The sequence below is a fragment of the Flavobacterium aestuarii genome (assembly GCF_040049115.1).
Lineage (GTDB): Bacteria > Bacteroidota > Bacteroidia > Flavobacteriales > Flavobacteriaceae > Flavobacterium > Flavobacterium aestuarii.
In genome coordinates, this window is the sequence record NZ_JBDLZZ010000010.1 from 23,307 (window position 1) to 37,588 (window position 14,282).

The 14,282-nt window shown below is 34.1% G+C and carries 12 protein-coding genes; 4 read left to right on the forward strand and 8 right to left on the reverse strand.

Features of this window, described 5'->3' with window-relative positions:
- Window positions 1-110: 110 nt before the first annotated feature.
- From rny to ABEG11_RS11860, 3 genes are all read right to left on the reverse strand, one after another.
- Entirely contained in the window at window positions 111-1,673 is a 1,563-nt protein-coding gene (gene rny / locus ABEG11_RS11850) for a ribonuclease Y (RefSeq protein ID WP_348824388.1), read from the reverse strand.
- Window positions 1,674-1,879: 206 nt separating this feature from the next.
- The gene (locus ABEG11_RS11855; protein ID WP_348824389.1) at window positions 1,880-2,173 is read right to left on the reverse strand and encodes a cell division protein ZapA; all 294 of its coding nucleotides are present in this window, start codon (window positions 2,171-2,173) and stop codon (window positions 1,880-1,882) included.
- Window positions 2,174-2,182: 9 nt separating this feature from the next.
- Window positions 2,183-2,473, reverse strand: a complete 291-nt coding sequence (locus ABEG11_RS11860; RefSeq protein WP_348824390.1) for a hypothetical protein — start codon at window positions 2,471-2,473, stop codon at window positions 2,183-2,185.
- Window positions 2,474-2,651: 178 nt separating this feature from the next.
- Between ABEG11_RS11860 and ABEG11_RS11865 the strand changes: the two genes are divergently transcribed.
- The 3 genes from ABEG11_RS11865 (at window position 2,652) to ABEG11_RS11875 (ending at window position 7,657) form a co-directional block, all read left to right on the forward strand.
- Complete coding sequence (locus ABEG11_RS11865; RefSeq protein ID WP_348824391.1) at window positions 2,652-4,349, forward strand: M23 family metallopeptidase; 1,698 nt, start codon at window positions 2,652-2,654, stop codon at window positions 4,347-4,349.
- 13 nt (window positions 4,350-4,362) lie between these two features.
- Entirely contained in the window at window positions 4,363-6,825 is a 2,463-nt protein-coding gene (locus ABEG11_RS11870; RefSeq protein WP_348824392.1) for a TonB-dependent receptor, read from the forward strand.
- A 109-nt stretch (window positions 6,826-6,934) separates the two neighbouring features.
- Window positions 6,935-7,657 (forward strand): hypothetical protein, encoded by a 723-nt coding sequence (locus tag ABEG11_RS11875; RefSeq protein WP_348824393.1) that lies wholly within the window; start codon window positions 6,935-6,937, stop codon window positions 7,655-7,657.
- 3 nt (window positions 7,658-7,660) lie between these two features.
- Here ABEG11_RS11875 and ABEG11_RS11880 read toward each other — a convergent pair whose 3' ends face one another.
- From ABEG11_RS11880 to ABEG11_RS11900, 5 genes are all read right to left on the reverse strand, one after another.
- A complete protein-coding gene (locus ABEG11_RS11880; RefSeq protein WP_348824394.1) occupies window positions 7,661-8,362 on the reverse strand; it encodes a hypothetical protein in 702 nt (233 codons plus the stop codon).
- Window positions 8,363-8,463: 101 nt separating this feature from the next.
- Window positions 8,464-10,314 (reverse strand): ABC transporter ATP-binding protein, encoded by a 1,851-nt coding sequence (locus tag ABEG11_RS11885; RefSeq protein WP_348824395.1) that lies wholly within the window; start codon window positions 10,312-10,314, stop codon window positions 8,464-8,466.
- On the reverse strand, window positions 10,314-12,041 hold the full coding sequence (locus ABEG11_RS11890) for a phospho-sugar mutase (protein ID WP_348824396.1): 1,728 nt from the start codon (window positions 12,039-12,041) through the stop codon (window positions 10,314-10,316). Before ABEG11_RS11890 ends, ABEG11_RS11885 begins: the two co-directional genes overlap by 1 nt.
- A gap of 76 nt (window positions 12,042-12,117) precedes the next feature.
- Window positions 12,118-13,074, reverse strand: a complete 957-nt coding sequence (locus tag ABEG11_RS11895; RefSeq protein ID WP_348824397.1) for a glycosyltransferase family 2 protein — start codon at window positions 13,072-13,074, stop codon at window positions 12,118-12,120.
- 4 nt (window positions 13,075-13,078) lie between these two features.
- Window positions 13,079-13,621, reverse strand: a complete 543-nt coding sequence (locus ABEG11_RS11900) for a DUF4199 domain-containing protein (protein ID WP_348824398.1) — start codon at window positions 13,619-13,621, stop codon at window positions 13,079-13,081.
- A 239-nt stretch (window positions 13,622-13,860) separates the two neighbouring features.
- Between ABEG11_RS11900 and ABEG11_RS11905 the strand changes: the two genes are divergently transcribed.
- Entirely contained in the window at window positions 13,861-14,112 is a 252-nt protein-coding gene (locus ABEG11_RS11905; protein ID WP_194643780.1) for a type B 50S ribosomal protein L31, read from the forward strand.
- Window positions 14,113-14,282: the final 170 nt, after the last annotated feature.

Here is a 14,282-nt window from a genome sequence, read left to right on the forward strand (position 1 = left end):
CGATTTCTTAAAAATCTTAATGCCTTAATGGTTTAAAAATTAATGATATAAAAAAATCCAAATTCACAATTAATTGGAATTTGGATTTTAAAAAATTGGATTCTAAAATTTTACTTTGCAATATTTACCGCTCTGGTTTCTCTGATTACAGTAACCTTAACTTGACCTGGATAAGTCATTTCGGTTTGGATTTTCTGAGAGATTTCAAAAGATAAATTAGCGGCATTGTCATCAGAAACTTTTTCGCTTTCTACAATAACACGAAGCTCTCTACCGGCTTGGATTGCATACGCGTTTTTCACTCCGCTGAATCCGTAAGCCACTTCTTCCAGATCTTTCAGACGCTGGATATAAGAATCTAAAACCTGTCTTCTTGCACCTGGTCGAGCACCCGAAATAGCATCACACACCTGAACGATAGGAGATAATAATGATTTCATTTCTATCTCATCGTGGTGAGCTCCGATAGCGTTGCATACTTCTTCTTTCTCTCCATATTTTTCAGCCCACTGCATTCCTAATAATGCGTGCGGTAAATCACTTTCTGCATCCGGCACTTTACCAATATCGTGAAGTAATCCAGCTCTTTTAGCAAGTTTAACGTTTAATCCTAATTCAGCAGCCATGATTCCGCAGAGTTTTGAAACCTCACGGGAGTGCTGTAATAAATTTTGTCCATAAGAAGAACGGTATTTCATTCTTCCTACTACTTTTATAAGTTCAGGGTGTAATCCGTGGATTCCTAAATCGATAACTGTACGTTTACCAACTTCGATAATTTCGTCATCAATCTGTTTAGTTGTTTTGGCAACAACTTCTTCGATACGCGCAGGGTGAATACGTCCGTCTGTAACTAATTTATGTAGAGCCAGACGGGCAATTTCTCTTCTTACTGGGTCAAAACAAGATAGAATAATAGCTTCAGGTGTGTCGTCAACAATAATTTCAACGCCAGTAGCCGCTTCAAGCGCACGGATGTTACGTCCTTCACGTCCAATGATACGGCCTTTTACATCATCTGATTCAATATTGAAAACAGATACGCAGTTTTCGACAGCTTCTTCGGTTCCAACGCGCTGAATGGTATTGATGATAATTTTCTTGGCTTCCTGCTGTGCTGTTAATTTAGCTTCTTCGATAGTGTCTTGAATATGTGACATGGCTTTGCTCTTGGCTTCCGCTTTTAAGCCTTCTACAAGCTGGTCTTTGGCTTCTTCTGCAGATAACCCAGAAATTACTTCAAGCTGTTGTAACTGGCTTTTATGCAGTCTGTCAACCTCTAGCTGTTTCTTTTCTAAATTTTCTATTTTAGAATTGTATTCTATGGTTTTTGCTTCAAAATCATCATTTATTTTTTTGGCTTTTGATAATTCGTTTGAAACCTGCGATTCTTTATCACGAACTCTTTTTTCTACTTCAGCAACTTTCTTGTCTCTAGCCAGAATCACTTGTTCGTGTTCTGCTTTTAATTCAATAAATTTTTCTTTTGCTTGAAGAATTTTATCTTTTTTAATGTTTTCAGCCTCAAGATTGGCATCTTTTAAAATTGAAGCAGCTTCTTTTTTAGCACTTTTAATTAAATTAGAGATATTGCTTTTTTCTATGATTTTGGCAATGCCAAATCCTAATGCAATACCTGTAATTCCTGAAATAATTATTGTTATGATGTCCATGTTTATTAAAAATTTATATATAAAAAAAGCCTACATTAGAAGTTGTATAAACTCGAAAAGACAAGTTTTGAGCTAACTCACTGTTCAAGTTTCCTCGCCTGAGCGTGGCATGCTTTAGTAGTGATGATTTGCTCATTCTAAATTGTTAGTGTTGAGTTTACCAATATGAACTAATGTAGGCAGTATCTTAGTCTATGTAAAGAACGTTAATTTTCGAGATATTCGTCCAAAAGCAAATTGATTTTATTTAATCTTTCAATGGTTTCATCGCCATTTATAGCGTTATCAATCTGTTTTTGTTCCATTTGAGAGGCAAATTGCAAAGCGCACATCGCTAATACGTCTTGTTTGTCTCTAACGGCATAATTTTCTTCAAACTGCTTAATCATTGCATCAATTTTCTTCGAAGCACTTCTAAGTCCTTCTTCTTGAGAGAAGTCTACCGTTAAAGGGTAAACTCTGTCAGCAATTGATATTTTAATTTTAAGCTTTTCGTCCATTATTTTTTATTAATCTGATAGCTGGGCTATGCAGTAATCAATTTCACGAATGATTGAATTTATTTTAAGCTTTGTATCTCTTTTATTGTCGTCGCTGCCGAGTAATGCATTGGCTATCTTGAGTGTTTCTAATTGTGTTTTCAGCTCCTTAATTTCTTTGGATTGATTTTGTATTAACACTGCAGCATTTTTTAACTCTAAACGTAAATCTTGATTGTTTTTCTCTAAACTTTGTATTTTTAGAAAAAGTTTTCCAATCTTATTTTCAAGAGTATCAATTATTTCTGCAATCACACTCATTATAATTCCTATTCATTACTTAATCTTACAAAGTTAGTATTCCTTTTTATTATTACAATATTTTATTGATTTTTTTACGTTAAATTAATTAATTATTTGTTTTTCAGCGCTTTGTGTTTAGGTTTGTTTTGCCTTGCGGGTTTTGCTTGCTTTTTTTATCTTAGCAAAAATGTATTTCATGAAACTTCACTTTTTTTTGCTGCTGTTCTCTGTGTCACTTTTTGGGCAAACTGAGTATCCTAAAGATTATTTCCGATCGCCTCTTGATATTCCTTTAAGATTGTCTGGAAATTTTGGAGAATTGCGTCCTAATCATTTTCATGCTGGTTTTGATATGAAGACCCTTCAGAAAGAAGGATTGAATGTATATGCAGTTGCTGACGGATATGTATCCAGAATTAAGATTTCTACTTTCGGGAACGGTAAAACAATTTACATTGATCACCCAAATGGTTTTACTTCGGTATATGGACATTTGCAAAAAGCAACGGATTCGATTGAAAGTTATATAAAAAAGACACATTATAAAGAACAGTCTTTTGAGATTGAAATGTATTTTAAACCCAATCAGATGCCTGTAAAAAAAGGGCAGATAATCGCACTCTCTGGCAATACGGGCGCATCCGAAGGTCCTCATCTGCATTTTGAGTTTAGAGATACAAAGACCGAAAAAATAATCAATCCTGTTTTCTTTGGATTTGATGCCTTGCTTGAAGATACCAAGAAACCAATTGTTTCGAATTTATATGCTTATCCTCTCGATTCAAAAACAGTTGTAAATCATTCGCAGCGACGAATTCCAATTAATATATCGCTGCAAAAGGATGGAACTTATCTGGCAGATAAAGTGGTGGCAAATGGCAGAATTGGTTTTGGAATTACCACTTTTGATTATGATAATCTTTCTTTTAATAAAAACGGTTCATTCAATGTCGATTTATTTCGCAATGGAAGACCAATTTTTGGTTATCAATTCAATACCTATTCTTTTGATGAAATGCGTTATGTAAATGCGCTGATAGATTACTCATTTTATAAAAAAACGGGTCAAAGGATTCAAAAACTGTTCATGGATCCGCCTTATGGCCTTAGTATTATAAAAACCGATGCGTCAAATGGCATTATTCCAGTATTGCCAAATCTTACTGATTTATGTCAATTGGAAGTTTCTGATTATTTTGGAAATAAAACAACTATTGCTATTCCTGTAGAATATGATTCGCTCTCTGCTATAATCGAAAAAGAAGCTGTTGTGTCTAATTATGTAGTTAAAGCTTCAAAAGATTGTTTTTTTGAAAAAGATAAAAATTCAGTTTTTTTCCCGGCTGGTACATTTTATAATGACTTTAATTTGAATTTCGATTTCAAAAATAATATTTTGACAGTACATGATGATACCGTTCCAGCGCATACTAATTTTACAATTGCAATGGAGAGTAATAATTATGATGCAAGTCAAAAGGATAAAGTTTTTATTGGCAGAATAACAGGCAGCGGAGTGAGCTACAATTCTACCCGAGAGAAAAACAATGTTTATGAAATCCGTACTAAAACACTTGGACAATACAAACTGGCAATAGATACGATTGCTCCTGTTGTGAGAGTTCCAAAATCCATTGAAGGAAAAAACCTGAGTAATCAAAAAGTCCTTCAGGTTCGTATTTCAGATGGCTTGTCTGGCATAAAATCATATAACGGTTACTTTAACGGAAAATGGATTTTAATGGAATATGATAACAAAACGAGCCTTTTGACCTATGATTTTAATGACGGAATAGCCACTGAAGGAGACAATGAATTAAAAATAGTTGTGCTTGATAATGTAGGGAATTCTACTACCTTTGAAACACATTTTCAACGTAATCAAAAATTGTAAAAAACAAAATCAATTGAATATTTTTAAATCCTTATGCTGTTTTGTTTTTTTATTAGTGGGAACAGTTTTGTTTGCTCAAACAGCTTTTATTAAAGGAGTAGTTTTGGATAAAAAAAACAATCCGGTTGAGGGTGTAAATGTATCTTGTGGCAGCAATAATACTCAAACTGATGGAAAGGGTTTTTTTCAAATTCAGATTCCGGCCAATGAAAGTGTGGTAGTCGAGTTTACTCACGTTTCCTTAAAAAAAGCCAGCCTGAAAGTCACTTTGAAATCTAAAGAAGTATACCTGTTTAATATGTATATGAGTGATCAAGAGGAACAAATGGGCGAGGTTGTCATTAATAATAATAAAAAATCGGTTCAAGGGATTCTGACTTTTGAAGCCAAGAACATTCGCTTTATTCCCGGAGCCAACGCTGGAATTGAGAATGTTTTAAAGACATTACCGGGCGTAAATTCTAATAATGAGCTAAGTACCCAGTACAGTGTGCGAGGAGGAAATTATGACGAAAATTTGGTGTATGTCAATGAAATAGAAGTATACCGCCCTTTTTTGATACGCTCGGGACAACAGGAAGGATTGAGTTTTATTAATACGGATTTGGTTCAAAACATAGATTTTTCAGCAGGAGGTTTTCAAGCGAAGTATGGTGATAAAATGTCTTCGGTGTTGGATATTACCTATAGAAATCCGACACAATTTGGAGCTTCATTCGAAATGAGTCTTCTGGGAGGAAGCCTTGCCGTCGATGCAGTTTCTAAGGACAAAAAATGGTCTGCTATTACTGGAATCCGCTATAGAAACAACAGTCTTCTTGTAAATAGCCAGGATACCCAGACAAATTATACTCCTGCTTTTGCAGATATTCAGGCTAATATCAATTATAAGGCTTCTGCCAAATGGAGTTGGAGTTTTCTGGGAAATATATCTCAAAATAAATATTTATACGAGCCGCTTACACGTCAAACTAATTTTGGGACAATAGATCAGCCTATGGTACTTGCTGTTTATTATCAAGGAAAAGAGAAAGATTTGTATAATACTTATTTTGGTGCTTTAAAAACTGCCTATCAAGTCAATGATTCTTTTTCTTTAAAATTTATCAGCTCTGTTTTTCATACTATTGAACAGGAATATTTTGATATTTATGCGCAATATAGGCTAGGTGAAGCAGATACCAATATTGGGTCTGATTCTTATGGGGATATTACGTTTTCACGAGGTGTTGGTTCTCAGCTTAATCATGCCCGAAATGATTTGGATGCCTTGATTGCCAATTTGGAAATCAAGGGATTGAATAACTGGAAGCAAAATCAAATCGAATGGGGAATAAAATATACGAGGGAATCCATTCGTGATCGAATTTCGGAATGGGAGGTAATCGATTCAGCAGGTTTTTCAATAAGACCGCCTATTATATTGCCCAAAAATGACGAGCCTTATCAGCCTTATTCGGGATTATTGGTTCCTTATCAATCCGTAAGAGCTATTAATTTTACTGATATTGACCGATTTTCTGCCTATGCGCAATGGAGCCGAAAAGATAATTTGGGGACTAATGAAATATGGTACAATTTAGGCGCCCGTATGCAAAGCTGGGAAGTTTCCGGTGACAATATAAATGGCAAGATCCAGACTGTTTTTAGTCCAAGAGCCCAATTTGCGATAAAACCGGATTGGGGAAAAGACATGCTTTTCAGGTTTACTGCCGGTATTTATAATCAGCCTCCGTTTTATAGGGAATTAAGGGATTATGATGGGGTTGTGCAACCTTATACCAAAGCTCAAAAATCGTTAAATATTGTTTTGGGTAACGATTATAGTTTCAAAATGTGGGAACGTCCCTTTAAACTGGTTACAGAAGCATATTATAAAAAAATGACTGATGTAAATACTTATACGATTGATAATGTTAGAATACGTTATATGGCGAATAATAATGCTATTGCGTATGCGCAAGGTGTAGATGTCCGACTTAACGGTGAGTTTGTTCCGGGGACAGATTCATGGATTAGTTTTGGTTATTTAAAAACTGAAGAGAATATAGACGATAAGGGTTATATTGCCAGACCAACAGATCAACGATTGAAGTTTGGTCTTTTGTTTCAGGATTATATGCCAAAGATTCCAAGTTTGAAATTGTATCTTAATTTGGTTTACAATACGGGATTGCCAGGAGGTTCACCATCATATTCGGATCCGTATTTGTATCAAAACCGTTTGAATGATTATCGCAGGGTAGATGTTGGTTTCTCCAAGGTTTTTATCGATCAAAAGGTAGGAATGTCCAACAGGAAATTTTTCAAGAATTTTAAGGAATTGTCTTTGGGATTTGAAATTTTCAATCTATTTAACAATCAAAATGCAATAACAAATACTTGGGTTCGGGATGTGTATTCCAAAACACAATATGCTATTCCTAATTATATGACCTCACGTGTTTTTAATTTGAAGTTAACCGCAAGATTATAGTTTTTAAGATATAAATAGAAATGAGGTAGAATCAATAATTGTACAGTGTATTTCTTTTCATTTTTAAAAATGATTACATTTGAATTTATTATTTAATATTAAAATTATTATGAGAACATCATATCTTGTCTGTATTGGAATCTCGCTTATTTTTTTGGCTAGCTGTAAAGAGGAGACAGAAAAGCCAAAAGTGATTTATGATGCTTCAAAAATTGGAAAGGAGCTTCCGAAGGTTGATTCCACCCAGATAGAAATTGCCGATTTGCCAATCCAAATGCAGGGAACCGATTATTTGATTCATCCTGTAGGCGATTTGAGTATTTATGATAAAGGATCCAAAAACAAATACGGCTCTTCGAGTGTGAATGATTTGAGTTTTACTGTATCCAATACATCCGAGTATCAGATTACAGGTTATTTGCAAAATATTAAATTCCAAAAAATAGGTTCAGATTCCATAAAAGCGTTAACGGATAAACCTGTTTTGATTCAGACTGCAACCTATCTAAAAAGGGTTTCGGATAAGATCAATAAACAAATCATGGTTTATGCGCTTATGGATAAAGATACCAATAAGGATGGTAAACTTGATGTAAGTGATATCACGACATTGTATTTGAGTAAAATTAGCGGTGAACAGTTCACGAAAGTTTCAGTTGATTTTCAGGAATTGATAGATTGGAATTTAATTGAATCCCAGAATCGTTTATACTTTAGAACCGTCGAAGACACCAATAAAAATGGAAAATTTGATAGCAAGGATGTAGTACATTATAGTTACATTAATTTAGCGGATAAGGAATGGAAGGTGGAGACTTATGATCCAATTTGATGTTTAAATCAAAATATCGCTTTCCAAATCTGATTTTTCTATTTCAAAATCAAATCCCAGTTGCGTTACCAGTTGAATAACTAAATTTTTATACCAGTTCTCGGATTTCGGATGAATGTAAATTTTATCAATCAATTGATTAATATCTACATTTATTTTCAAGCCATCGTTTAATTTGATGTTACTGTCCGCTACATCAGTAATGATACGAACTTCACGTTCATACTGAAAGCTTTTTCTCTTAAATAAAAATGGAAAAAACATATCGTCAAATGGAATGTATTCCTTTTTGTAATCGATATAATTCACTTCGCCAATGTATTGCGTATAATTTTTTTCGGGAATTAAAGCTTCCTGAAGCCTTCTTATTGTGGATTGTATGGCTAATCCTTCGCTATTTTGGGTAAAAATCTGCCACATGGCAAACGATTCATATTCATTGATGTGCCAGCTGCTAATGGCAACCTTTTCCCTGTGTGTTTTGTAGAAGTTTAGAAAATCAGGATTGTCGATGGATAGTTTTTTGATTTCCTCGTATGTGGGTTCGCTAAAAGTGCCTTCGTATTGATCTTCAAATTTATCGGAACGCGACATGAATAATTTTCGCGAAAGCAATAAGTCCAAAAACTTTGACAAGTCCAGATATTTCCATACAATGGTATCTGGATCTTGTGGCAGTTTTATGTTTTTATTATCGAGATACATTATTTTTTGATTTAAAGATTTAAAATTCGGCAAGTCAAAAAAATAAATCTAAAATGGTTTGTCAGCTCGTTTTTACTTTTGTCAAAATTCAGTAATCTTGATTAAGATTCAAAGGATTGCATTGTTACTAATTTGTTATATGTTCCTTTTAATTCAATTAGTTCTTCGTGAGTTCCTTGTTCTGCAATTTTCCCTTTTTTCATTACCACAATCTTGTCCGCTTTTTGGATGGTCGAAAGACGGTGTGCAATCACGATTGAAGTTCTGTTCTGCATCATGTTTTCGAGGGCAACCTGAACAAATTTTTCACTTTCGGTATCCAATGCCGATGTTGCTTCGTCCAGAATCATTATCGGCGGGTTTTTCAAAACGGCACGTGCAATGGATAAACGCTGTTTTTGACCACCGGAAAGTTTGTTCCCGCTGTCGCCAATATTCGTGTCGAATCCAAGAGGTAAATCTTTTACAAATTCGTAGGCATTGGCAACTTTTAAAGCCTCTATAATTTCATCATCAGTAGCATCTGGCTTTCCAATAAGGATATTATTTTTGATGGTATCGTTAAAAAGAATAGAATCTTGAGTTACTAAACCTAGTAAATCTCTTAATGAATTCAAGGTCATATCTTTGATGTCAATACCGTCAATTTTTATAGTACCTTCTTGCACATCATAAAAACGTGTCAATAAGTTGGCAATGGTACTTTTTCCGCTGCCAGACTGACCAACAAGAGCTACTGTTTTGCCTTTAGGAACTTCTAACGAAAAATTATGCAATACATTTTCCTCTTCATATTTGAAATTGATATTTTCAACAGTAAGGATATTGTTAAATGATTTTTTAATTATGGCATCCGGCTTGTCGGTAATTGTGTTTTCTACTTCCAGAACTTCAAATACACGCTGTGCTGCTGCCATACCGCTTTTTACGGAATAGGTCGCTTTTGAAATGGCTTTGGCGGGAGTCAAAATATTATAAGCTAGTCCCATATAAGCAAGGAATTTGGCTCCTTCCAGTAATGGTTCACCGTTTGCTAATTTTTCAACCAATACCATATTTCCTCCATACCAAAGTAAAATCGCAATAACAACAATCCCCATAAATTCGCTCATTGGCGATGCAAGATTATTTTTTTTGCCAATACTGTTTGAGAGTTTTAATAACGTCGTAACTGAAATATTAAATTTGTTTTTGAAACTGTTTTCAGCATTATAGCTTTTTACTACTTTCATTCCCGAAAGTGATTCTTCTACAATTGAAATTAAGTGACCAGCTTCGGATTGAATCCGTTGTGATTTTGATTTAAGTGATTTTCCTATAATTGAAATTAAATACCCTGAAACAGGTATGAAAATAAAGACAAAAATTGTTAATTTAACACTAATCGCAAACATAGCAATTATGGTAAACACTATTGTCATTGGCTCTTTTATAACTAATTCTAAAATAGCAAAGAAAGAGTTCTGAACTTCGCCGACATCACCCAGCATTCGGGCCATGATGTCGCCTTTTCTTTTTTCGGAATAATAGGAAACAGGAAGCTCAATAATTTTATTATACATCGTATTTCTTAAATCTTTTAAGACACCATTTTTCAAGTGCATTAAATGATTTGAAGCCAGATAATTAAAAAGGTTTTTAAGAAGAAAAGTTGATATTACTAGCGAAACAACTAAAACCAAAGCATATTGAGGCCCGCTTTTTTCAGATAATTGGGTGATGTAAAAATACAAATAATCATTTGCAAATTTTGTAATATCAAAAATGCCTTTGTAAACAGGTTCTGCAGTTATTTTTTGAGTTTTATCAAACAGCACCTGCATCATTGGTATTAATGATATAAATGACAGCGTGCTGAAAAGTGCATACAAAACATTATAAATCACATTCATAATGACATGTGATTTATAAGGTTTTATAAAAGGAAATATTTTTCTTAAATTTTCGTCCATTAGTTTAACTGCATGGCAGTAATTATATTTTTAATTTTTTCGTCCAGCACCTGCTCAACTTTTACAAAATTTTCAACCGAATCCAGCTCAGTTTTTACACTGATGTAGAATTTAATCTTAGGCTCAGTTCCGCTTGGTCTGGCACAAATTTTAGATCCATCTTCAGTATAGTAAATCAGCACATCAGCTTTTGGCATGTCAATAGCTTCTTCTTCGCCTGTAAAAAGATTTTTAGCAATAGATGATTTGTAATCTTCAACCATTACCACTCTTTGACCATTAATTTCTTTCAAAGGATTTTCGCGTAAAGAAATCATCATTTTATTGATTTCTGCCAATCCTTCCATTCCTTTTTTAGTAAGCGAAATTAAATGTTCTTTGTAAAAACCGTGTTCTACATACAATTCTAGTAATTTTTTGTAAACAGTACTTCCGCTGGCTTTTGCCTGAGCGGCTAATTCGCAGATTAATAAAGTGGCCGCAACAGCATCTTTATCGCGCACAGCATCGCCTACCATATATCCAAAACTTTCTTCTCCGCCGCCAATGAATTCCAATTCTGGGAAATCTTTAATCATTTTGGCAATCCATTTGAATCCAGTTAAACCAACTTTGAATCCAACTTCATAAGCCGACGCCAATTCCATTATCATTGGAGTAGAAACAATAGTTGAACCAACGAATTGTTTTCCGTTGATTTTACCCGCTTTTTTCCATTCTTCCAATAAAAAAGCAGTCATCAGAATCATCGTCTGATTTCCGTTTAATAAAATCATTTTGCCTTCATTATTTCGAACAGCAACACCCAGACGATCACAGTCAGGATCAGTACCAATAACAATATCAGAGTTGGTTTTGTCTGCCAATGCCAATGCTAGTGTCAAAGCTTCCGGTTCTTCAGGATTTGGAGATTTTACAGTTGGGAAATCACCATTTGGAACTCTTTGCTCTTCAACAATGTTTACGTTTTTATATCCCGCCTGCGCAAAAGTATCAGGAACGGCAGTAATAGAAGTTCCGTGAAGAGAAGTAAAAACGATATTCAAATTGTCTTTGGCTTCCTGTGATGTTCCAAAACTTGCGTTTTCGATAGTCGATTTTATGAAAGCCTGATCAACTTCGGTATCTATATATTGAATCAGATCTTCGTTTGCATCAAATTTGATTTGGCTGTAGTTTAATTTTTCAATTGTATTGATAATGTCACCGTCCTGTGGAGGAACAATCTGTCCGCCGTCTTCCCAATAAACTTTGTAACCGTTATATTCAGGAGGATTGTGAGATGCTGTTAGTACAATTCCGCATTGACAGCCTAAATATTTAAGGGCAAAAGATAATTCAGGTGTAGGTCTTAAATCCGAAAATAAATAAACCTGAATACCATTTGCAGAGAAAACATCGGCAACCACTTTTGCTAATGATTTACTATTATGACGGCAGTCAAAAGCGATAACCGTTTTTAATGGCTGGTTTGGGAAAACTTTATGAAGATAATCAGATAATCCCTGAGTACTTTTTCCAAGCGTATATTTATTGATGCGATTGTTTCCAACTCCCATCACGCCACGCATTCCGCCTGTTCCAAATTCCAGGTTTTTATAAAAGCTCTCTTCTAAATCTTTTGGCGAAGTTGTCATTAATTCCTTTACGGCAACTTGAGTTTCGTTATCAAACGTAGGTGTTAACCATTCGTTTACTGCGTCTAAAATGTTTTGTGCTATGTGCATTATATATTTAGTTTAAATTGTTAATCTGTTTTATTTTTTTCCTTCTCATTCAAAGAGTAGGCTAGGAGGTGGGGTTTTAAAAATTCACCTCAGTCGACACTTTATAACGTTCTTCATTGTTTTTGGTTCTCAAAATAATTTCGCCCAGAAATCCTGCCAAAAATAATTGTGTTCCAAGAACCATTGTTGTTAATGCGATGTAAAACCAAGGATTGTTAGTCACCAGACTGTAGCGCATTCCCATGTACATGTGATACAGTTTTGAAATACCAATATATCCAGCTGAGAAAAAGCCAATAATAAACATAAATGAACCAGCCGCACCAAATAGATGCATTGGTCTTTTTCCAAATCGGGAAAGAAACCAGATTGTAATTAAATCCAGAAAACCATTAATGAAACGCTCCATTCCAAATTTGGTTTCACCATATTTTCTTGCCTGATGCTGTACCACTTTTTCACCGATTTTTCCAAAACCGGCATTTTTGGCCAGAACAGGAATATATCGGTGCATTTCGCCCGATACTTCAATGTTTTTTACTACTACATTTTTGTAGGCTTTTAGTCCGCAGTTAAAATCATTCAGTTCAACTCCAGATGTTTTTCTTGCAGCCCAGTTAAAAAGTTTCGAAGGAATATTTTTGGCAACAACTGAATCGTATCGTTTCTTTTTCCAGCCCGAAACCAAGTCGTATTTTTCTTTGGTAATCATTTCGTATAACTCAGGAATCTCGTCCGGGCTGTCCTGCAGATCGGCATCCATAGTGATAATTACATCACCTTTTGCTTTAGCAAAACCGGCATGAAGAGCCTGTGATTTTCCAAAATTTTTCATGAATTGAATCCCTTTTACATTAGGATTCTCAGTGGCAAATCCCGAAATGATATTCCAGGATTCATCTGTACTTCCGTCATCCAGAAAAATGATTTCATAACTATAATTGTTAGATTTCATTACCGAAATAATCCAAGTGTACAATTCTTGCAATGATTCCTCTTCGTTAAGAAGCGGTATGAGTATGGATAAATTCATTAATTTAGAAACTTTGTGGTTTTTCGTTTTTTATTACTGCACCAACAATTAGAGAATAAAGCAAACCAAAGAAAGAATACATGACTAATGTTACTGGTAAAACAATTAGGGGATTCATGAATTTTTTAACCATAGAAAGTCCCATTTCAAGCTGTTCACTTGACATGTTTGGGTCTTTTGCAAGCATACCTTCTTTTGTGATAGCTATCATTTCATCAATAAATTCAGGGAAAATGTAATTAAAAATAATATTAAAAACGGCGTACACAAATGCAGCAATAAAAGTTATAGATACTCCTGTTTTAAGACTTTCACTAAGTGTTATAAAACCGTTGTTGATGTTTTTTTTATAATTTGTACAACCTAGGTATATGAACAAAAGAGGCAGTAAAATGTAATTAGAAATATTTACAATTGTTCCAACACTAGTGTTAACTAATGATTTCATCCCAACTAAGTACATAATTACGAATTCTAAAACCATTATGACGCCGAATAAAACACCATACAAAACACCAGATTTGGCTGGCGATACATTATTTTCCATAGAGACTGTTTTAATTAATCCACAAATATAACAATTCCCGATATAATGGGCGTGTATAAAATGATTTTTACATCTATATAAAAAAAGCAGTGCAAAGGTTTGTATATTAAAAAATAAGTGTAAATTTGCAGACTCAAAATAATATTATAAAAACAAAAAGTTATAATATGTTTATACCTTTTCTGTCAGCGGAAAAGCTTCAAAGCAGGTTATAGCCAAACAAATAAAAAAGATTCAAGATGAAAAAAGGTGTACACCCAGAAAATTACAGATTAGTTGCTTTTAAAGACATGTCAAATGATGATGTTTTTATCACTAAATCTACTGCTGAGACAAGAGAAACTATTATTCACGAAGGTGTTGAATATCCAGTTGTAAAAATGGAGATTTCTAGAACTTCTCACCCTTTTTACACAGGTAAATCTAAACTTATCGATACTGCAGGACGTATTGATAAATTTAAAACTAAATACGCTAAACACGCTAAATAATTTCAGCTGTTTTCAAATAAATCAGAAGCCTCGCAATTTGCGGGGCTTTTTTTATAAAATTTCGATTCCCTTTTGCAGTTATGATTCCGAAATATGAATCGGTAATCATTTAAAAATAGTTGTAACTTTGCGGGGATAACCAAAATCACTCTTTAATAATTATAAATTAA

Bases quoted from the DNA above. Each gene is read 5' to 3' on its own strand.
- ABEG11_RS11875 (WP_348824393.1), top strand. From the start codon at position 6,935: ATGAGAACATCATATCTTGTCTGTATTGGAATCTCGCTTATTTTTTTG.
- ABEG11_RS11880 (WP_348824394.1), bottom strand. From the start codon at position 8,362: ATGTATCTCGATAATAAAAACATAAAACTGCCACAAGATCCAGATACC.
- ABEG11_RS11885 (WP_348824395.1), bottom strand. From the start codon at position 10,314: ATGGACGAAAATTTAAGAAAAATATTTCCTTTTATAAAACCTTATAAA.
- ABEG11_RS11905 (WP_194643780.1), top strand. From the start codon at position 13,861: ATGAAAAAAGGTGTACACCCAGAAAATTACAGATTAGTTGCTTTTAAA.
- ABEG11_RS11860 (WP_348824390.1), bottom strand. From the start codon at position 2,473: ATGAGTGTGATTGCAGAAATAATTGATACTCTTGAAAATAAGATTGGA.
- ABEG11_RS11895 (WP_348824397.1), bottom strand. From the start codon at position 13,074: ATGAATTTATCCATACTCATACCGCTTCTTAACGAAGAGGAATCATTG.
- ABEG11_RS11855 (WP_348824389.1), bottom strand. From the start codon at position 2,173: ATGGACGAAAAGCTTAAAATTAAAATATCAATTGCTGACAGAGTTTAC.
- ABEG11_RS11865 (WP_348824391.1), top strand. From the start codon at position 2,652: ATGAAACTTCACTTTTTTTTGCTGCTGTTCTCTGTGTCACTTTTTGGG.
- rny (WP_348824388.1), bottom strand. From the start codon at position 1,673: ATGGACATCATAACAATAATTATTTCAGGAATTACAGGTATTGCATTA.
- ABEG11_RS11900 (WP_348824398.1), bottom strand. From the start codon at position 13,621: ATGGAAAATAATGTATCGCCAGCCAAATCTGGTGTTTTGTATGGTGTT.
- ABEG11_RS11890 (WP_348824396.1), bottom strand. From the start codon at position 12,041: ATGCACATAGCACAAAACATTTTAGACGCAGTAAACGAATGGTTAACA.